Raw genomic sequence first — 21,190 nt, forward strand, 5'->3', positions numbered from 1 at the left:
CCAGACATGCATCACGCCGATAGCACAGTATTCAGAATTGGCCTTGGCACTGCTCTTGCGGTGTTCGTGTGTTTTGGTCTCGCACTACCGATGCCGCACCTTGGCTGTATCATGGCGTGGGTCATCCTATGTCGCCCCGGTGAGGCGTTGAGTTTAAAAAAGGGCATTATCGGTGGCGTGATGTTATCGCTCATTATGACCGCCGGCGTATTGTTAGTCCCGCTATTGAACTATTACACCTTTGCGGCCGTGCTGCTGGTCGTGTTGTTTCTCTATATCTTGATGCTGATGTCGGTCACAGGCAAAGGCGTGTTAGCCATGTTGCTGACAATGGCGATTACCCTGATCCCGGTGGCGGGATTAATCGAACAAGCATTGGCGCTGGCCATCGCCCAGTTGATTGCCATCGGAGTGTTGATTGGCACGTTAGTCAATGGCATCGCCCACGCGTTGTTTCCGCCCTCACCCATCGCCGCCGCAGAGCAACCAACACTATTACCGCCTGAACGTCCAAAGCGCTTGGCCCTTCGCGCCACCATTATTGTTATCCCTGTGTGGCTACTGGCACTGAGCGATCCATCATTTTACATTCCCGCCGTGATGAAAACGGTGATGCTCGCGCAGCAAAGTACGCTACTCAATGCCAAACAAGCGGGCAAAGAACTGGTGCTCTCGACCCTTATGGGCGCCCTGTTGGCATTCGCCCTATGGATGGGGTTAAGTATTTGGCCCTCGCTCTTGATGTTGGTATTGCTGCTGACGCTAATGACGATATGGCTGGCACAACGGCTGATTCAAGTCGTGCCTACGCGCTTTCCACCCTCGTTTTGGAGCAATAGTTGGATCACTGCCCTCATCCTATTTGGCCCAGCCATTGCCGACAGTGCGAATGGTAAGGATGTGTGGCTAGCCGCCGCGATGCGTTGTAGCCTGTATTTATTAGTCGCGGGCTATGGTTGGTTGTGTTTTATGGTACTCGAGCAGCGCTGGCCCGCGGGTCGGCCCGCATCAGAAACCCCGGTTGGAGAATAAAATGTTATCAGCATTAGTGGTTGGCTTACCCATCATCCTAATCAATATGTTGTTGCAATCGCTCGCTACCATGTGGTGTATCCGCTTCTACAACAAGCGGGTATTGGACCGCGATAGCTTAGTCGCAGGGGTTTTAGGCCTATTTGGCATTACCACCATTGTGATACTGGGCAATCTGTTACAGATAGTGACCTGGGGCGGCTTGTTTGTTTTTTTAGGCGAGTTCGATAATCTGCACGATGCCATTTATCACTCAGGAGTTAACTTCGCCACCTTAGGGTATGGCGATATTGTGATGAGCGAAAAATGGAAACTACTGGGGCCAATCGAAGCCGTGAATGGCGCGCTAATGATAGGTTTATCAGGTGCTTCTATGCTGGCAGTATTACAGCAATACGTGCAGAAAAAATAACACAAAGGGGCGCTTGGTAGAGCCCCTTTGTCATCCCAATTCAAGTGCTTAGGTAGGATTTTTTACGCGCAAGAGACTTTGTATCGCCCTCACCCGCAAAATTAACAACCCGCATTCCCTTGGTTAGCTCACCTTAATGAGCCTCAAATCCCCCCCTGTGTCAGGATTGTTGTCACCCCTAAATAATCATTATGTTTAAAGACAGGGTGCGGCAAAAGAGAACGATATGGCTCGGTATTCACCAGAACGTAAAGAAGCGATCCTTAAAAAATTATTACCTCCTCACAACTTAACGGTCGCAGAGGTCGCTCGGGAAGAAGGCATCGCGGTGCAAACCTTGTATCATTGGCGAGATATTGCCAGAAAAGAAGGTCGCCCCGTGCCAGGTAAAACATTAACAGCCGATGATTGGTCGGCTGAAGCAAAACTTGCCGTGATTATTGAAACAGCGCCGCTGTCGGAAGCGGAGATAAACCAGTATTGCCGTGAAAAGGGCTTGTTCCGCGAGCAAGTACAGCAGTGGAAACAGGATTGTTTAGCTGGTTTTCAAACCTCAGAAGTACAAACTAAAACCATTAAACAGCAGGCTAAGGCTGACAAAGCCGAAATCAAATCGCTGCAACGGGAATTGCGCTATAAGGAGAAAGCGCTGGCTGAAGCTGCTGCGTTACTGGTGCTCAGAAAAAAGCTCAATGCGCTCTGGGGGGACGACAGCGAGGAGAGCTAACCCCCTTGCCTGAGCGCATAGCATTGATTGCCTTAATCCAAGAGGCCTATACCAATGGTGCTCGCCTTTATAAGGCTTGTGCTGAAACGGGCCTCAGTAAGCGTACCTATCGACGTTGGTATCGAGAAGGTCAAGTGCAAGCTGATTTAAGGCCAACAGCAGCTCGACCAGAGCCAGCAAATAAACTCGAAGAACATGAGCGACAACAGATATTAAGTGTGTGCAATCAAGCGGAGTACGCCAGCTTACCCCCGTCGCAAATTGTGCCAACATTATTAGATAACGGGATTTATATCGCCTCGGAATCCAGCTTCTACAGAGTGTTAAATGCTCATGGTCAACTTAACCATCGTGGCCGCACTCAGGCTGCGGTCAATCGAAGCAAACCGTTGAGTTATCGGGCAGATGGGCCGAATCAAGTGTGGTCATGGGACATCACTTATTTAGCCTCAATCGTCAAAGGCCAGTTCTACTATTTGTACCTGTTTGAAGATATTTACAGTAGAAAAATAGTGGGTTACGAAGTTCATGAGCAAGAAAGTGGGGAATATGCCGCTGCGCTAATCCAACGCTGTCTGTTACGCGAGCAATGCTTTAACACGCCATTAGTGCTGCATTCTGATAATGGGGCGCCGATGAAGTCACTGACCATGAAAGCCAAGCTGGAAGAGCTTGGTATTACGGCATCATTAAGTCGGCCGCGGGTGAGTAATGACAACCCCTTTTCAGAGTCGTTATTTAAAACGTTGAAATACCGCCCACAGTGGCCGGCATCAGGTTTTAGCTGCTTAGCAACAGCAAGAGAATGGGTGGAAAAGTTTGTAACCTGGTACAACGATGAGCATAAACACAGCCAGCTAAATTTTGTCTCACCAGGGCAACGTCATGCACTGCAAGATGGCGCTATTTTAGCGAAGCGCAAGAAAGTGCTTGAGGCGGCGAAGGAAAGAAAACCGATGCGTTGGTCTACAGAGATCAGAAATTGTGAAGCGGTTGGCGCTGTAACACTCAACCCAGATAAGGCACCAGAAGAAGGCGTAATAAATGCAGCTTAATATTTAAACAAAGAGTGACAACTATCTTGAAAAACACCGATCCACAGTGACCTCAAGTTCAATCATTCACTTTCAGGAACGCTTTAACACTGTGGCTTTACGCAAACTTATCGGCGAATGATTTACGCTCGACAGCCCATTTTTCTGTACAGATTAACAAAAGTCGCGATGGCATAAATGCCACGAAGCAGCCATAGGGCGGACGATCAACTCATGAAGCACCATGGTTCACCTTTTTAGCACCTGCGTAATCAGTACATTTTAAAGAAGATATAGAACTCGTTTGGGGACTTTTTCGAGTTAAAGCCTTAACTCAAACGCGTTTGTTTCAGATAAAAATATCTATGGCTAACACCTTGCTCACCGGTAAATTAGGAGCGAAGCGAGTAATTTATCCGTGTGCAGCAACTTGTTACATGTCATGTTCATCGTTTCTGCTTACACTCTCGACACTAATTGCCTTCCAGCCCCATTCGGACCTTTTCTTATTATAATTTAGAACTGCATGGCCGGTGACAAAGTCTCCATCACTAATGCTATTGACTCTTATCAGAGGCGGTGGAATGAATATTCCATCATCGGTGAACCCCATACCATTTTCTTCTCGAACATCATCACTAAAAGGTTTCAAGATACTGCTTGGAATGGGTTTTGTTGTTCTAGAAGATGTGAGCACCCTGTAACGGGTTCCTTGCCTGCTTGTGTACTTGGCCAAACGCAGTGAAATGGCATCACCTTCTTTGAACTCTTCTGGAAGATCCGAGAAATTAATAACGCCATCAATTACTCGGCTAATCATAAAATGAATGAGTCGCTTATTTGTATTTACATGGTCTACAATTCCAATTTGCTCTTCGAAAATATCCCAGTCCTCATTTGAGGCGCGATGCTCAATGGCATACACTTGGAATCGGTTTTCTCTATCGAGCTCGCCCTTGATCTTTAAAGCGGCCCCTGGTTTGCCAGCATCAAAAGTTAGTTTTGATTCAGGAATTAAGACTTCCATCGGTAATGAACTTGATTGAACGTAAAGTTTACGCTTGGCCTTATCCTTTTTTCCTTCAATTAAAAATGCGTCACCTAGCACCGCATTAATCCAAGGTAAATTGCTGTATAAAAGCTCCTCTGCATATGGCGCTTTCTGCAGATAAAGCTGATGATTTGATTTACTGCTGATAGTGCCTTGATACCAAGAGCTGCGCATGAGCATCTCGGCTGATTCAGGGATCTTTTGGTTGTGCTCTGATCGATAATTAAAAAGTTGATCAACTTCTAATTTGGCTTCTGAAGTTAGGCCATTTTTTGAAAGGAGCTCAGCAAGCTTGATTTTAACTTTGCCGACAAAATTAATGTCGTTTGCGCAAAGTAAAGCCTTGCAGTAGCAAGAAATTGCCAGATCGTTAGAGCTTGTTTGATGGATGTCTCCGAGAAGCTCCCATGCCCAATAATCGTTAACCTTGTTTTTAACAACTTCTAGACCATAGGAAAAAGCTTCATTACTTTGCTTGGTTGCCATTAATGTTCTGGCTTTGCTAAGTTTAAGCCAAATATTATCTGGATATCTGTCAATGCAATCATTGATATAGGGAAGTATATAGATAAGCTGCTCGTGGGAATCGTTTGTGAAAGCGTCTTTACTGGCGTGTTGAATGACACGTTCTGCTAGAGACGGATATGAATTACCATCATCAGATATATATGGGTCATAGTCCTCCGGTCGAAGATTTTCTAAACCCCATATGCGAGCAAAAGATCCCATATTTAACTTGCCTTCTTTAGCTATTTTGTCTGCTAGTTGAAGAATGCAAGTGTGCAACAGAGATGGTTTTTCCGTATTTAGTTTGAGGTAGTCATTAATGAATCTTTTGGCGCCATTTAAATTAGCCGGCGTTTGTTCTGTCATGCCTTTTGCGACACGGTATAGCTCCCATGCTAAGCCGGTTTGAATATCAATAGATTGATCTCCGTTATTGTATATACGTTTGTATAGATTTAATGCTCCATGATGATCGCCTTGCTTGCTTAGAGATTTTGCTTTGAGAATTTCTTGGCCATTGGGATTGCAAAGCCTGAGCGCATACTCTCTTTGGTCCGTTAGTATTTTGTCTGATGCGTCAATGTTCAAGTTTCGAAGTTGATCAGCGTAGTGAGGAAGATTTTCGCTTCTAGCAGATTGTGCGTCTCTTTTTATTAAATCGATTACGCACCACGCAAAAGCTTTTATATCCCATTCATCGTTATCTGGTTTGTTTATCAGCTCAATCGCCATTTTGTAGGCGTCATCAAGCTTGCCCTCCTTGCGGATAGAGAACACATCCCTGCTAGTGATCACGAGCTTAGCCCTTCCGTTATAACGGTCTGAATTTCAGAAACTAATGTGTCTGATGTGCAGAAATTATTGACCGGTGCGTACTTGGTGAATTGATTCTTACCGTTATAAAAAATATCAATCACTGCACACTCTCCAGATTGGGTAAATGTGTAGCGCTGTTTCCAATCCATTGATTCAACATTGTTGATCTTGATTCCTCGCTCACTCACAAGAGGTGTAAGTCTTGAATGAAACTCGTTCAGAAACTCTTCATTGAACGTGAATTCAGAGTCAAAACCTGAGGTCTCTGGAACAATGAGTATTCCATTAATAGGAGAAAGGATGTCCAGTAATCTAAGGCCAAGGTCTGATTGAGTGGGGGCGGTAATTCTCGTAACTTTTCCCTTGCCGTTATAGCCGATATCTATTCGCGCTATCTCATCATTTACTTCAAAAAAATAAATTTCTAGGTACTGACCTTGGCTGACATCTTGGATTTTTACGTCGGAGCCCTTTAATAGTCTTCGAACTCGTCCTAATACCTCAAGTGAAAAGTGTGCATGAGATGGAATGCCGAAGTTATTGTCTTCTTCTGTGAAAATGGGGTTGTCACTGGCGTTTAAATCTTGATGGCTTGCCTTTGAAGTATCCTGGCCGCTTACCTTAGGGCTTAAAATGTTTGGAGATTTAACTGCTTTGATGCCAGCACCAATCTTTATGTTTGGCGGATCTAAAAGGTATAGGTTTTTCGATGTTCTGGTGATTGCCGTATAGAGCCAGCGAAAGTAATCAGCGGATAGCTGACTCTGATGTGTTTTACATTTTACAAACACATGATTCCATTCACTGCCCTGTGCTTTATGGCAAGTAATGGCATAGCCAAACTTAAGTCTCAAAGCATTGAAGTATGAATCTGATCGCAGGGTTTCTTTAAATTCCAAACTTCCGCGCTTTAAATGTGGATGACGGATGCAAAAATCCAAATACAAGGCTTTGCTCTCATCCGAACTAAGACCTGGATGTTCGCTGTAAAGTAAGTCTTCTAGAATTTTTGCGTTGAAGAAATGTGGGGTTCCTTCTAAGTCTTTAAAGCCAATAATGACGTCTTTAAAAGCTAGCGAAACTGAAATCTCTTCAACTTCGTTCGTTTCTGAGTTCTTTCTGCGCAAGGTTATTTGTCTGCGTTCGGTTGGGCTTAAAATCTCTCTAACCAGGCCGAAGTCACCATTTGATATAAAGAACCCATAAGCATTGCTGTTGCTTACAGCCATCACTTTATCGCCCGCAGAAACCTCTGGGTTATCTGGGAAAAAATGCTGTCTTATTTTTCGATTGTAAGCAGCGACATCAGAATTAGAGTGCGCAAGGACTATAGACTCTGCATTAATTTTTCTATTGCAGGATTCAAGATATACATCTAGCAAGTCTACATGGCTTACGTTGATGATGTCTGGGAAGCTTGAGTCTATTGATAGCTGGTTAAATACCCCGTTCTTTAAAGATTTACGAAGGTTTATAGAGTTTAGCATGACTCCGCTACCTGACTTTTGACGAACAACTTCAGTCAATTCAAACAGAGTGCTTTTGATATTGTGCTCTCTAGATAGATACTTCTGGTCAAGAGCAGGAGAGAAATTCATCCCGACAGGTGGGAGCTGGGCATCATCGCCAATAAAAATTACTTTTTTTCTGTGGTCATTATGGTCTAGATTTACAAACTTGAAAAAGTCTCTGAGCAAGTAGCCAGTACCGAATCTAAAGAATTCTTCCTCATGATATACATCTGCAATCATTGAAGATTCATCAACAATGTAGACAGTATCAGCAGACATTTCATTAACAGCCAGTTGAGCATAGAACTTAAATGTCTCAGACCCATCAAGGTTGTCTTCTTTATACTCAGAAATATCTTTGAATGAATAGATTGTCTTGTGAATCGTGTAAGCGGGGGATTGTGTTTTTTTAGCAATTACTTTTGATGCCTTTCCAGTAGGCGCGGCTAGGACATAGTTTCTTCCAATAGCCCTAAAGTACTCTGTTAGGCCTTTAGTTATAAATGTCTTACCTGTTCCGGCGTAACCTTTTAATAGGAATACGCTTTCTTCCTTATTGCTGAGAAACGAATCAAGCTTATCAACTAATAAACTTTGTCCATCAGTTAAATTGTATTCAGAGAAAGCGTCGTGAAGTTTAATTAGCTCTCGAGTGTTTTCGGGTGCCAGGTCGAATGTTGATACAGCCCTTGATGATGCTTCCTTGAAATCGGCTAGTTTAACTTGGTCTAGTTCTTTTTTGAGTTCGAGTGCCTGGTTTTGAGCGATTTGTTCTGATTCTTCGAGTTTCAAGAGCTCTTCTTTTACTTTTTCTAATTGCTCTTCAAGCTCTTTGTTACTCTGGCTTAGCGCGTTTAGCCCTATATCAGGGTGGCAGGGTTCTATATATGCTGGGTAACTTTCATATGTTGATCCGCTATATGTTTTGAACATCCACTGACCGATCAAATATGCATCTCTCAGTAGTGCTAACGCATCATCTGAATGTACGCTTCGGCCATGTGCCGCTTTATTTCCTAACATCCGGATTGCGTGCAGCTTTTCCACAATATTTTCATCGATTACTTCGATGAAAATATTGGATTTTAGTTTTTCGAAGAACCCATCACTTCGCTCGCAAGGTAAATTTAGTTCTCTATAGAGAATCCCTACTAACTGTTCAGCAAAGCAGCGTAATTTGACAATTGCAGTGTGAGGATCAGTATGTGCATATTTCTCAGCGAAATTGGCATGTTCATATAGTTGAGGCCAGCGATTCTGCAATGATAGGAAGTTGTTTGACTGCAATTTTCTTAACTCCTTTCTCTTTAATTTCATACTGCGCTAAACGCAGGGTAGACATGTAACATCTATGGACACCCCATTTTTTGCAAGAAAAATCAACCGATAACAAATGTGATTTTGCAGCCATCTATTCGGATTCCTTGTAAGAGACTCGCTCTTGATCCCCGATGAACTTCGCTGACTTGGCTCTAATCATTTTATCGTTTTCTAAGAAACGATGTTAGGCACAGAGTTTCCAAGTCACGGTCTAACCTGTCTTGTCATCACTTGCTTTCACTTAGCAAAACTGGATGTACTTTTATTTACTTAATAGGTTCGTCCTACGCTAAAACTTTCTTCTTTGGCTAATATGGCCCAAGAGATACGAACCAGTTTATTTGCTAATGCCACTATCACTTTGTTTTTATGCATTCTCTTGAGCAACGAGGTTACCCATTCAAAGAACGGTTTTCCTTCTTTTAAATGCCTAATCACCGCTCTAGCACCATGGATAAACATGCGTCTTAAGTAGGTATCTCCTCGCTTACTGACACCTAGCAGTAGTGACTTACCTCCGCTAGAGTGCTGGCTTGGTACTAACCCCATCCAAGCGGATAACTGACGCCCTGATGAAAACGCTTTTGCATCACCAATACTGGCAATTAATGCGGATGATGTTAATCGACCAACACCTGGGATCTGTCTTACTTTCTGACACTCATCACTGACTTCACTCGTGAGATCTATCTGCTTATCCAAATATTCTGCATACTGTTCGAGCTCCCTCAAACGTGTTTGCATTAAACTAATGTGCTCAACTAGCAGCTTTGGCAACTTATGCTCGACCAAGCTAAAACCTTCTCTAAACCATTTTCTTAGCTGAAATCTTCCTGCAGGAACACTAACACCAAATTCTTGAAGGCTTGCCCTGATTCTATTGATTAATGCGGTACGGTCTCTGATTACGCCTTCTCTTTCTCGATGAAGCAGCAACAAAGCTTGTTGCTCTTCACTTTTAACAGAAACAAATCGCATCGTGGGGCGACGAACCGCTTCGCAAATCGCTTCAGCATCAGCCATATCGTTCTTATTTGTTTTTACATAAGGCTTAACATACTGAGGTGGCATGAGTTTGACTTCATGACCCAGCTTTTTTATTTCTCGTGCCCAATAATGAGAACTAGAACAGGCTTCCATTCCAATCAGACAAGGAGCAATATTGCTCAAAAATTTAATGACTTGATTTCTTCTTAGTGATCTATTAATCAGTTTTTTCCCTGTCTTATCAAACGCACATAATTGAAAAACAGACTTTGCTAGATCAATTCCGATTGTATAAATATCACTCATGGCGGTCTCCTTTTAAACTGACTTCCTCAGTATAGAAGGGGTGTCCATTTCATTATTTTATTCGTGCGCATGCGCGTTTATCACGTTAGACCAGTGAAAACGCGCACAGTTAACTATCTGTATGCAAAGAACTTATCAGCTTTCTACCCAATATTCCATCTGGAAAACGCGCATGCGCATTTTCCAAACCTATTATCTAATCCATGCTGTTTATATATGCATGATTTTAAAAAAATTTATTTATAGTCAAATGTGAAAACGCGCACAAAGTTAGGATAAAAATTATCATTTTTCAAATATGACTGTATGCCTATCCAGCCTTTAGCCAAATAAACAGTTCAATGGTCGTAAAGGTTGCCATTGTTACAACAGTGACCGTTGGCGGCATGGATGCCGCCGCCGAGCCTATAGGGACATATTCACGGCGTGCCACTGGGGAAGCAATGGCAATTCATCCTGCACACCTAACGAGAATACAATCTTGCTCTGAAGCATAAATTTTAACCAGATGAGCAGTTCAATGGTCGTTAAGATTGCCACTGTTGCAACAATGGCCGCTCTTTCACATCTGACCCATAGGGATATAGGAAATGACAATATAATGTCGGGAACATCATTCGCCATGTGAACGCGGCATTTACACGTCCATGAAGTGCAGATGCCGCCGTCGAGCCCTCAAGGATGAGTTTATGGCGTGTCACAGGGTTAACTCTGCCCATGCCTATCACACGATAAAGAATTACGCTTTCTGGCTTCGATTAATTACACCACATCCAACCGTACTTAAGCCTTAAATCCGTCCCAACGCATTTGTTGCTGGCTAATTTGTTTTTCCAGCTAACTGATCTAATAAGGCATCCATACTCTGTTCGAGTAGATCGAGGACTAATTCGAATCCTTGCGTACCACCGTAATAGGGATCCGGTACTTCATCCGTGTCGCAATCACCGTAGGACAACATCAGCTTTAATTTGTATTGATATTCGGGTGGGCAACGGCGGCGTAAATCCGCGAGGTTGCTATTATCTGCCGCTAAAATAAGATCGAAATGCTCAAAATCGGCATCAATCACTTGTCTTGCGCGCATGCCGTCGAAACTCAAACCGCGTTTTTTACCTGCCGCCATCGAGCGACTGTCGGGGTTATCCCCTTGGTGATAACCAATAGTACCCGCCGAATCGACTTCGATATTAAGACGGCGTTCGCGAATTTTAGCGCGGCAAACGGCCTCGGCGGTGGGCGAACGACAAATATTGCCCATGCAGACCATTAAGATACGTCGTACATGCTGCTCTTTTGCTAACGCTTTATCTTCTAACAACTTAACATCCTCTCGTGTTACTACTTAGCTGTTGATGCCATCTGTCCAAAGGCGGGGGAAATACATTTTTTGACTTCAAAATGGTAACCATACTGCTCATGGGCAGACTCGGTGATTTCCAATATTTCATAGTCATTTAGCTCAATCACCACTGAGTCGGCCAATTTATCACAACGACTGCGACCATCGGCTTCAAATTTATAGGCAAATAAGGCAATTAAATCTCGGATCCCTTTGTAATAACTATGACCAAAGGCCTTAAGTGTCTCGGTGGTGTCGGTTTGATTGGGTTGCTGCGAGAGTTCAGTTCCCGCTTGTTCAATACTATCCTCGGCTTTGAGAATAGTTTCGCCTTCATTAACCACCCGTTTATCGAGCGAATCATGTTTTAACGCTTGGGTTTTCTTAGCTAAATCCCCTACCCAGTTTTCACCATCGGTAATCGCAACTAGGTTTAATAACAACACCACAGACAGAATCATCCGCACCAGCGCGGTTGTCACCACAAATCGTTTTTTACTGCCTTGCTGCTTGGCTTCGAGTCCTAAAATCCGCAATCCGATATGGAAAAACAAATAGCAAGGGATCACCAATTGCAGCAGGAGTAAGGCAAGGATGGAGATACACACAAACCAAATCGGCAGATACAGCAGAATGGCAAAGTTATGGGTGTAGGACAAATGCGAGGCCGATACACCGGTGATTTCGTTCACGACACTGCCGCTGGCCGCGAGGGCGAAGTTTGCAATAACCGCATAAAACAGCAGGAAAATAGCTTTGCCCGCTAGCGTATGCCAAGCCATGGCAAATCTGGGCCAAAACTCAATAATCAAGGCAACAGCGGTGATGATGGCGGCTATCCAAATTTCGGGCTGGAATAGCATTAACGCCAGTAACGCTAACAGATAACAACGCTGGGCAAGATTTAAGCTCAGCCAAAATTGCTTAAGTGTCACGAATGGATGTTTAAGCCATTTAGGCACAGTCAAGGCTTGCTGCACACGCTGCTTCCAAAGGGTTAATCCATGTTGACTGTCGACCAAAACTCACTCCTTGATATGATTGCCCATTAATAATCAATACGATACTCGGCAAAACGATTGTTAAGCGTTCGATCTTTATCAAAATTCAACAATTTCGCAACCTATTCTTTATCCTCTGGCGGTATGTCACTTCTTATCCGCAAGAAGCTCGCAAAGCGCGGTAAGCCATTGACGGTTAATCCAAGATATTTGTAGGTGATAAGCGTGCCAATTGCGGGCGGATGCTGACGCTCGGCCAAGCTAAAACCTGTGCCAATGCTAAAGACACGGCCATCTGCGGTTTGCACTCTCAATGACCCTAGTTGCCCGGCAAATTGCCCTTTACCCGCAATATGCCCAATCACCTTGGCCTCGGCATCTAAATAGGGCTTTAACTTCATCACGTTAGGATTACGACCCGGCGTATATAACGCCGTGCGTCGATGCAAGATTAAGCCTTCACCGCCTTGCGCCACTATAATGTCTAATGTCTGGTAGAGCGCCTCGACACTTTCTACGCTCACTTGCTTAATCACTTGCAGGTAAACCGATTTACCTGCAAGCAAGGTTTGCATCTGCTGATACCGCGCTTCAAAGCCTCCTTTCGCTTTGGGTAAATCAAACACCATAAAACGCACATTCTGCCACTCGCTCTCATTCGCTGATACTTGGCGGATAAGGCCAGATATGGCTTCAAATCGCCCTCGCCCGACCCATAATTCACCGTCCATTGGGCTGGTCGGAAAATCTGCAGTAAACCAACTTGGCGCTAAGATGGGATTACCCTGACGAGTCACTAAACGTTTTCCATCCCAGTAACCGCGCACACCATCGAGTTTTTCGCTGACGAGAAAATCACTGATATGGGCACTATTCTCCTTTGAAAACTCAGTCGCTAATTGAATATTCGGCGCTTGGGGATTGGCGTAACTCACGGCCATGAATAAACCGCAAATTCCGCTGTACAATCCGAATAAAACAGCGAAATGCAGCACAAATGCAAATGTTAAAAAAGGTAAGCGAGTTGTAAGAGTCATTCCTTTGCCTCTTCAATAAAGCAGTGTGGAATTTCAAGCTTAGCCGTAAGCCTGAGCGACGGCGAATCCTCCAATGCCCCACTAACACCTTAGCAGGACAGCGAATTTGTCGGCTTAGCTATTTATACGCTGGGGTTATCGGGCTATACTGCGGCCTCTTTTTTAAGCTCGTTCAAATGTTAACACGCGAGTCGTAGGTGATTTGAACGGGTAAAAGCTTCGCGAACAATCGCCCAAGTCGATGGAATTATTATGAAACCAGCAAACAACCACGGTATTAAACGCATCTTTAGAGCGACAGGATTTTCGATGAAGGGCTTAAAAGCCGCATGGATCCACGAAGCCGCTTTTAGACAGGAATTGATGCTGGCCGTGGTCATGCTGCCAATCGCCCTGTTGGTCGATATCAGCACCATGGAACGGCTGATGCTGATCTTAACCTTGTTTATCGTGTTGATTGTGGAGTTATTGAACTCGGCGATTGAAGCCGTGGTTGACCGTGTTGGCAGCGAAATCCACCACCTCAGTGGTCAAGCAAAAGATATCGCCTCCGCCGCTGTATTTATGAGTCTAGCGCTCTGCGGTATTACTTGGCTTGTCGTACTGCTACCGCTATTTATTTAATACGCTGTTGATTAATGCCTGTTATGTAGCGCAGTCTTTAACGAGCGCTTTTATCTGGCAAAGCCAAGTATCACTTCTTAGTCGTTTGTTCTGCTGTAAAAAACGCCTTTGGATTAACATCTAAAGGCGTTTTTTATGCGGCATTTTTTATGTATCGCTTTAACTGATTAGCGTATTTCCGCTGACTTATCGGCTAAAAAGCCAATCGCTTGTTTGATTTGCTCTAAGCGGTCATTCTCGGCCCAATAGGCAACATATACGCTGCGTGAAATGGGGCTCGCTCCCGAAACTAAATGTAACTCGCCGCGATTCAACAATGGCTGAACCAAATGCTCGGGTAAAAACGCGCAGCCACCGTTATTCAAGATAAAATCCAAGGCGATACGGGCCGAACTGGTATGTAAGGTCGGCACGGGTAAGGCGGCGTATTCCTGCGCATGCAGGATATTAAAGGCCGTGCCCCAATCCACTTTGACATATTGGCCGGCCTGCACCGCATTCACCGCCACATCCATGGTCTTGGACACCAACAGAAGATTAATTTGGCCTAATTGCACCAGCTCGAATTGGTCCAGTTTGGGTGGATCGAAGGAAATCGCCAAATCAAGGGTGCGGTCCATCAATTGCCGTGTCATCACAGTTAATGGCAACACTTCGGTCCGCAGAGCTACGCCGGGTAATCCCACATGCAAATGCTGTAAATGCCCTTGCAAATAGGCATCCCAGATATTGGGGCCTGCGCCAATGGCGAGTTGAGTCGATTGTAACTGACTGAGGGAGACATCTTGCTTGGCGCGCTCCCAAGCGGTTAATACCGCTTCAGCATGCCCAAGCATACGTTCGCCCGCTGGCGTGGGCTGAATATTGTTGCGTTGGCGCTCAAACAAGGCGACGCCAAGAATGCTTTCAAGCTGCTTGACCCGAAAGCTCACCGCACTGCGGGTAAGGTATAGATTTTCCGCGGCCTTGCCAAAATGACGGGTACGGGAGACTTCCAAAAAGGTCTTAAGTAAATCGGTATCCATAAAAATTCTTGACCAACATTGGCAAATTTTTTTGATTTATAAATCAATAATACTAGCCAATACTCCAGTTGCAAATCTTTGTATATCAAAAACTAGAAGGTAACAGCCATGTCTGAACAGTCTTTTTCAAACGCTAACAAGGGTTCTGAGACGGTGAACGGCTCAGCTGCCAGCTTTGTATCCCATAAACGTTTTTATGATGATACAAATTTCCCGAAAGGTTTTAAGCGCAGTGGCGACTTCACCAGTAAAGAAGCCGAACTACTTGAAATACATGGTCATGCCATGAAAAATCTCGACGAAGGCAAGACACTCCCCGTCACCGCCGATGAAGCGCAATTTGTCGAAGTCATCAAAGGAAACATCGCTCCCAGTAGCTTGTTAGAGCAGATCTGGTTAAAGTACCGCAAACTCGCCCTAGGTAAACCCTTTTATGCCGTGGTTGGCACAGTACATTTGCCCCCCACAAAGCCTGAGGCCGAGCCCGAAGCGGCATTCGATGTGGATGTCGAAATTGACGATGATGTTCAGGATGAAGCTGAACCCGAGGATAAAGAATGAAAATGAAGGTTTGCGATTAAATGCGTGGGTGGATTTTATATAAAGAAACCGCGACTCAGCTAAAACCTGAATTGTATGAAATTGAACGTCTATTGGCAGCAGCCAAGGCCGACAATATTGAGTTAGAAGTGTATGCTCCGGATGAGTTCGATCTCACCGTGACGAGAGAAGACAACAAGAGTATTTTGTTAAACGGTCAACCCGTTGAATTACCCGATTTTATCATCCCGAGAATGGGCTCCGGCACCACTTACTTTGCGTTGGCGATCATTCGCCATTTAGAACGCTTAGGGGTGTACTGCTTAAATCCATCAAAAGCCATTGAAATCGTTAAAGATAAACTCTTTTCCCAGCAATTACTGGCCGAGAAGAATTTACCCACGCCCAAAACCATGTTGGTGAAGTTCCCCGTCGATATCGAACTGGTTGAACGCCATTTAGGTTTTCCCGTGGTGATTAAAACCCTCTCGGGCTCTCAGGGTAGCGGCGTATTTTTGTCCCATAAGGCCCGCGAATTTGATGATTTAATGCAATTAATCGAAGCGACCAATAAAAACGCCAACATTATTTTGCAGGAGTTTATCGCCAACAGCCACGGCCGCGATCTCAGGGTATTTACCATTGGTGGACGCGTAGCCGGCTGCTATGAGCGCCGTGGGCAAGAAGACAGCTTTAAAGCCAATGTCAGCGCGGGAGGTTCGGCGCGCCCCTTCGAGATCACACCTGAAATCGAATGGCTGGCGACACAAACCGCTAATATTCTGGATTTAGATGTTGCGGGTATCGATTTGTTATTCGATAACGGCCACTACAAAATCTGTGAAGCCAACTCATCCCCTGGTTTCGAGGGTCTAGAATCCTGCTTAAACGTGGATATTGCTGCACAAATCCTGCATTTTATCCGCATCCGTTTAGGCATGTTTAACAAGGACGAGAAAAGCAGCGAGTCAACACCCGCTCAAATGGCAGCGCCAGAAGTGAGCACCGCGACGAATACCTGCGCCTCGACACCTGCCGCTAACACGCATAGCAAGTGATGCTGCATCCTTAAGCTCTTATCTGCGGCCCAGTCTTTACTGGGCCGCATTTTTTGGCCTGATTGTACATTTTCGTCACAAATCACTGGGATGCAAATTACCGTGATCCGCCCCACAAGCTCATCATACCAAGCTTATTAGCCGTACTACTTTTGTTTTAAATCACAAAACACGGCAATTTATAAAACATTTTATTCACATTTTGAAATTTGCTGTTACACTCCAAATGTCCATGGCTTATGGCACAAAAGTCTGATGTTATCGCTGGATATAATAAGAAGAATACTGGAGTAACGTTGATTTCTACTCGTCTAACACCCCTATTGATCGCTCTACTCGGCAGCAGTCCTGTGCTGGCGGGGGAATTGAGCCTTGAGTTAGGGGGATTTTATTCACAGTCTGATACCAATATGGAGGTGACGAACCCGACCACGGGTAATAACTTCACCTTAGACTATGAATCCGATCTGCAACTGGCCGAGAATGAGTTTTTACCCTTTGTTGAAGTCAATTATCACTTTAACGAGCGCCATAATATTTACCTCGACTGGAAACAACTTCACCGCAGCGCCGAAACCCAAGCCTTATCCAAACCCTTTCAAATCGAAATAAACGACACCATTTACGACATTAAGGCTGGCGGCAAGCTCAACTCCACCTTAAATATTGATATTCTGCGTCTCGGTTACGGTTACGATGCCATCCAAGGCAGCGACTACGATGTGGGCATTTCCCTTGGTTTGCACACTATGTTTATCAAGACCGGCTTTGAAGGCGTCATCGGCGTCTGCCATGCCTCTGAGCTGCTGAACAATGTTTGTGGCAGCCAAGCCATCCCCCGCATCGTCGATGAAAATGTCACTGCACCTTTGCCTGATTTTGGCGTCTATGCCAACTATGAATTTATCCCCGGCTGGAAGCTGACGACCCATGCCCAGTATTTCTACATCAAACTCAATGATGTAAAAGGCGAACTGGTAGATGTTAAACTCGGCATCGATGCCAATATCACCGATAACTGGCGCATGAGCGTGGCCTACAACTACTACAAGGTCGATGTGGATATCGCCCAAAAATCACCGAATAAAGATACTCAAATCGCCGACTACAATATTTACTACAGTTTTATCGGCCCGATGCTTTCGGTCAGCTATACCTTCTAATAGATTGATAAGCATAAAAAAGGACGCCTAGGCGTCCTTTTTTGCTTTTGTTTAATATGATTACTTTTTACGACCGTCTTGCTCACGCTTGGTCTTAAAGTCTGATGCCTCTAACCAATGTGGCCAATCGGTGCCATTGGCTAAGGTGGTTAGCATGCTCGCCATCAGCTCTAAATCCTGCTTCACCCCTTCGAGGGTCCAGTTAGGATCATAATCATCGGCGCCCTTGTGGTATTTGTGGGCAATATAGTCAGGATCCGTATCCCCAAGACTCATAAATAACAAGCCGGGCACGCCTTGCTGGGCCAGCGCGAAGTGGTCCGATCTAAACATCAAACCATTTTGTGGTCTTGGATCGCCCTTCACCACCCGTCCCTGCGCCTTAGCAGCCTTGTCCAAATAGGTTTCTAACTCAGATACACCCTCACCGTAGCGCAGAATATAATCCACACCTTGGTTCATATTCATGCCGTCGATATTCAAAAACGACACGATATTTTTGGTCGGCACACTCGGATGCTGGGCAAAGTGCTGGGCGCCAATCAAGCCGGTTTCCTCTGCAGTAAAAGCACTAAACAGAATCGAACGCTCAAGCGGCGCACTTTGCGCTTGTTTGGCAAAGTAACGTGCCAGCGCCAACACACCCGCCACGCCACTGGCGTTATCCACGGCGCCATTGATGATCTCAGGCTTACCATCTTCAATGACTGTACCCAGATGATCCCAATGGGCATGCATCATCACCACTTCATCGGGGCGACTCTTGCCGGGCAACAGTGCCGCCACATTGTGGGATTCGGCGCGCTCAATCGTATTATTTAAACTCACATTCGCCTTTAACTTTAAGGGAATGGCCTTAAAGTTTGGCTTGGCGGCTTGTTGCTTTAAGGTATCGAAGTCCATGCCGGCCTTAGCAAAAATCTTATTGGCGACATCATGTTGCACCCAGCCCATCACGCCCACCTGCCCTTGATTATTATTGGCATCGATCAAGGTGAATTTAGTGCCGGTATTGGAGTTTTGCACCACGCCCCAGCCATAGGCGGCAGGTGCCGTCTCATGGACGATAAATACCGCTTCGGCGCCTTGACGCGCGGCCTCTTCGTATTTGTAAGTCCAGCGACCATAGTAGGTCATGGCATTGCCTTTAAATACCTTGGGATCTTGAGTAGCAAAACCTGGGTCATTGACGAGCACAATCACGGTTTTGCCTTTGACATCTAGGCCCTGATAGTCATTCCAACCATATTCAGGCGCATTAATGCCATAACCGACAAACACCACATCGCTATTACTGAGGTTGACTTTATCGCTAATTCTCTGGGTTCTAGCCGTAAATTCACTGCCATTGGCAAACTTGAGTCCGCCGATATCGAGTTGCATGTTTTGATCGGCGGTGATTTTCGCTAGCGGTACCGCCTGCAAATAGCTGTCGCCAAACCCAGGCTTAAGCCCCATCTCTTTAAAGGCTTTCTCAAGGTAATCAATCGTCAGCTGCTCGCCTTCAGATAAGGGCGCGCGACCGCCGAAGGCATCACTGGCTAAGGTTTTAACGTCGGTGCGATACTGGCCGAGATCCAAGCTGTTACTGAAGGAAGATGCGGCCATAGCAGGCAGTGACAGTAAGGAACCTAGGGCACCGGCAAGGATGAAATTTTTCAAGACTTTCTCCCAAGTTATTATCATTATTTAATTTTAGCGATAAACTCTATCATATCCCCCAACGCTTTTGGCAGGTAATTCAGCCTGCATTTGGGCATTAGTTGTAACGGGATTTAACGAGCAAAACTGTTTACCCAAATGTGGTATACCAAGTTTATCGAGTTATTTTTATTGGGATGTATCCATGTCACGAGATTTATTACAAACCGCAGCCTTAAATCTTAAAAAAGCGGTTCCCTTAATGCTCAAGCATCAAATTCCCACCACTCCAATCAATTATGCCCTGTGGTATACCTACGTGGGCGAACAAAACCCAGCGTTAAACGCACAGCTTGATACGGTTATCGCCCACTACAACACTTGCCCGCCAGTCAGTAGCGAGTTGTTGTTTCGCCAGTATGTCGCCGATCCGGTTGAGTTGGATGTTCGCGATATGCGGCTCAACCTTGAGGCCATGGCTACTGAGCTGTCGCAATCGATTCGGGATACCAATCTCGATGCGACTGAGTTTCAGACCTGTATTAACACCAACTTTGCCAAACTCAATGGCATCGAAGAAGGTGCGCTCAGCGTCGAGCAAGTGCTGGATTTAGTGCGTAATTTGGTGAAAGAGTCCGAGAATATTCGCTCGAGCACAGAGTATTTCACTGCCCAGTTACAAAAAGCACAGACTGAGATTGATGCGTTAAAACAACAGCTTGAAAAATCAGAGAAAGATGTACTTTACGATGCGCTCACGGGCTGTTTAAACCGCCGCGCCTTCGACGCTGACCTTGCAGGCATGTTGGCACAGGCACCCGAGGGCACCTGTCTTATCTTGGTCGATATCGATCACTTTAAAGCCTTTAACGACAACTATGGCCACCAGCTGGGCGATCAAGTATTAAGGGCAGTCTCAAAGCGTTTGCAGGAAGCCTGTCGGGATGGTTGTAAGTTGTATCGCTTCGGCGGCGAGGAGTTTGCGATTATCGTGCCGAAAAGCCAACTGCGTATTGCGCGGCAACTGGCTGAGGCCATGCGACGTGGGCTCGAGAAACTCAGCCTCAAGGATAGGCGCAAAGATCAACGTATCGACAATATCACCGCCTCCTTCGGTGTCGCCCAGTGGCAGGAAAAACAAGTGGCTATTCACCTCATCGAAAGAGCGGATATGCTACTTTACGAAGCCAAACGCTTAGGTCGAAATCGGGTGATGCCGATGAGCAACTAGCTCGAACAAAAAGGCAGAACTCTGGTTCTGCCTTTTTGTTCATCACGCCATGGTTATCATGCTTATCTTCATAGAACTTACACAAAGCTGTTAACTCAACGCTTTTATAAGTTTTTGGATAAGAGCGTTGCCGCTAGGCCACCTTTTGAACCATCGCCTGAGTGGCCATCGTTTCAGCGGATTGTACTGCAGCGGGCTCGGGTTCTATCGGAATAGCCTGCACCACAAAACGCAGTTCAGCCCCGCCTTGCAGCGCATCGAAGGGATAGCAAGTGATCAGGGTTAAACGATTATCCTCACTTGGCGCCATCAACTCAGTTTGCGATTCATGCACCACTTCGGTCGCCACCACTTGGTAAACAATTTCTTTGCCCGTCGCGGTTTGCAGCGCCAAGCGGCGTCCAATACTGATGCCATTTAACATCGCAAAATGCGTATCCCTGTGCCCTGCAATCACAGTGTTGCCTTGCGCGCCTGCGGGCGCACTCGATAGCACTAAAGCTGGCCCGAAGGCCAAATTACGGCCTGATGCGCCCGCCAACACATATAAGCTGTCGTTGGATGCCGGACCATCGAAGTGCTTCGGTCTTTTAGCCTGCTCAATGGAGAGCTTAGCCACGGGATAGGTATCAGCCCAGGACCAAGGTTTATGGGACTGACCATCGATTAAGGTTTTAGCCCAGGCTTGTTCAATCAAATATTGGGCAAAGTGTGCTTTCGCTTGCATATAGAATCCTTTTCCAAACAACGTGATGCCGAGTAATACCGATCCCACCAGCAACCCTTTTTGTATCTGTTGAGTCATGCGCCTACTCATGGACATGA

The 21,190-nt window shown here is 45.5% G+C and carries 17 protein-coding genes; 8 read left to right on the forward strand and 9 right to left on the reverse strand.

Annotated elements, in window-relative coordinates; genetic code table 11:
* Window positions 1–6 precede the first annotated feature (6 nt).
* From N5E87_RS12195 to N5E87_RS12205, 3 genes are all read left to right on the forward strand, one after another.
* The gene (locus tag N5E87_RS12195; RefSeq protein WP_086904867.1) at window positions 7–1,032 is read left to right on the forward strand and encodes a DUF2955 domain-containing protein; all 1,026 of its coding nucleotides are present in this window, start codon (window positions 7–9) and stop codon (window positions 1,030–1,032) included.
* A gap of 1 nt (window position 1,033) precedes the next feature.
* Complete coding sequence (locus N5E87_RS12200) at window positions 1,034–1,444, forward strand: ion channel (RefSeq protein ID WP_086904866.1); 411 nt, start codon at window positions 1,034–1,036, stop codon at window positions 1,442–1,444.
* A 226-nt stretch (window positions 1,445–1,670) separates the two neighbouring features.
* Window positions 1,671–3,226 (forward strand): IS3-like element ISSpu6 family transposase gene (locus tag N5E87_RS12205; RefSeq protein ID WP_086937296.1). Its coding sequence is split into 2 segments (ribosomal slippage): window positions 1,671–2,133 and window positions 2,133–3,226, totalling 1,557 coding nucleotides; the frame shifts between segments, so codons are not numbered across the junction.
* A gap of 412 nt (window positions 3,227–3,638) precedes the next feature.
* On the opposite strand, the gene N5E87_RS12210 is transcribed toward N5E87_RS12205, so the two are convergent.
* The 6 genes from N5E87_RS12210 to N5E87_RS12235 form a co-directional block, all read right to left on the reverse strand.
* Complete coding sequence (locus N5E87_RS12210; protein ID WP_256657286.1) at window positions 3,639–5,540, reverse strand: hypothetical protein; 1,902 nt, start codon at window positions 5,538–5,540, stop codon at window positions 3,639–3,641.
* A 14-nt stretch (window positions 5,541–5,554) separates the two neighbouring features.
* The gene (locus tag N5E87_RS12215) at window positions 5,555–8,377 is read right to left on the reverse strand and encodes an AAA family ATPase (RefSeq protein WP_086904868.1); all 2,823 of its coding nucleotides are present in this window, start codon (window positions 8,375–8,377) and stop codon (window positions 5,555–5,557) included.
* 303 nt (window positions 8,378–8,680) lie between these two features.
* Window positions 8,681–9,703, reverse strand: coding sequence for an IS110 family transposase (locus N5E87_RS12220; protein ID WP_279775347.1), 1,023 nt, complete (start codon window positions 9,701–9,703; stop codon window positions 8,681–8,683).
* An 820-nt stretch (window positions 9,704–10,523) separates the two neighbouring features.
* Window positions 10,524–10,973 (reverse strand): low molecular weight protein-tyrosine-phosphatase, encoded by a 450-nt coding sequence (locus tag N5E87_RS12225; protein ID WP_164717958.1) that lies wholly within the window; start codon window positions 10,971–10,973, stop codon window positions 10,524–10,526.
* 71 nt (window positions 10,974–11,044) lie between these two features.
* A complete protein-coding gene (locus tag N5E87_RS12230) occupies window positions 11,045–12,067 on the reverse strand; it encodes a hypothetical protein (protein WP_086904197.1) in 1,023 nt (340 codons plus the stop codon).
* A gap of 101 nt (window positions 12,068–12,168) precedes the next feature.
* Window positions 12,169–13,083 carry a DNA ligase gene (locus N5E87_RS12235; protein ID WP_086904198.1) on the reverse strand — a complete coding sequence of 305 codons (915 nt, stop codon included), beginning with the start codon at window positions 13,081–13,083 and terminating at the stop codon, window positions 12,169–12,171.
* 252 nt (window positions 13,084–13,335) lie between these two features.
* Between N5E87_RS12235 and N5E87_RS12240 the strand changes: the two genes are divergently transcribed.
* Complete coding sequence (locus N5E87_RS12240) at window positions 13,336–13,707, forward strand: diacylglycerol kinase (RefSeq protein ID WP_086904199.1); 372 nt, start codon at window positions 13,336–13,338, stop codon at window positions 13,705–13,707.
* A gap of 167 nt (window positions 13,708–13,874) precedes the next feature.
* Here N5E87_RS12240 and hdfR read toward each other — a convergent pair whose 3' ends face one another.
* On the reverse strand, window positions 13,875–14,732 hold the full coding sequence (gene hdfR, locus N5E87_RS12245) for an HTH-type transcriptional regulator HdfR (RefSeq protein ID WP_086904200.1): 858 nt from the start codon (window positions 14,730–14,732) through the stop codon (window positions 13,875–13,877).
* 108 nt (window positions 14,733–14,840) lie between these two features.
* On the opposite strand from hdfR, the gene N5E87_RS12250 reads away from it, so the two are divergent.
* From N5E87_RS12250 to N5E87_RS12260, 3 genes are all read left to right on the forward strand, one after another.
* Window positions 14,841–15,293, forward strand: a complete 453-nt coding sequence (locus N5E87_RS12250; protein WP_086904201.1) for a DUF413 domain-containing protein — start codon at window positions 14,841–14,843, stop codon at window positions 15,291–15,293.
* Between the two features lie 20 nt (window positions 15,294–15,313).
* A complete protein-coding gene (locus N5E87_RS12255; protein WP_086904202.1) occupies window positions 15,314–16,330 on the forward strand; it encodes a RimK family alpha-L-glutamate ligase in 1,017 nt (338 codons plus the stop codon).
* 299 nt (window positions 16,331–16,629) lie between these two features.
* A complete protein-coding gene (locus N5E87_RS12260) occupies window positions 16,630–17,493 on the forward strand; it encodes a DUF481 domain-containing protein (RefSeq protein WP_041413063.1) in 864 nt (287 codons plus the stop codon).
* A gap of 60 nt (window positions 17,494–17,553) precedes the next feature.
* Here N5E87_RS12260 and N5E87_RS12265 read toward each other — a convergent pair whose 3' ends face one another.
* Window positions 17,554–19,179, reverse strand: a complete 1,626-nt coding sequence (locus N5E87_RS12265; protein WP_176370352.1) for a M28 family metallopeptidase — start codon at window positions 19,177–19,179, stop codon at window positions 17,554–17,556.
* A 160-nt stretch (window positions 19,180–19,339) separates the two neighbouring features.
* On the opposite strand from N5E87_RS12265, the gene N5E87_RS12270 reads away from it, so the two are divergent.
* Window positions 19,340–20,365, forward strand: coding sequence for a GGDEF domain-containing protein (locus tag N5E87_RS12270; RefSeq protein WP_086904204.1), 1,026 nt, complete (start codon window positions 19,340–19,342; stop codon window positions 20,363–20,365).
* 133 nt (window positions 20,366–20,498) lie between these two features.
* Here N5E87_RS12270 and N5E87_RS12275 read toward each other — a convergent pair whose 3' ends face one another.
* Window positions 20,499–21,182, reverse strand: coding sequence for a class GN sortase (locus N5E87_RS12275; protein ID WP_086904205.1), 684 nt, complete (start codon window positions 21,180–21,182; stop codon window positions 20,499–20,501).
* Between the last annotated feature and the right edge of the window lie 8 nt (window positions 21,183–21,190).

Origin of the sequence: Shewanella sp. GD03713 (assembly GCF_029843705.1) — a bacterium.
In the GTDB taxonomy this organism is placed as follows: Bacteria; Pseudomonadota; Gammaproteobacteria; order Enterobacterales; family Shewanellaceae; genus Shewanella.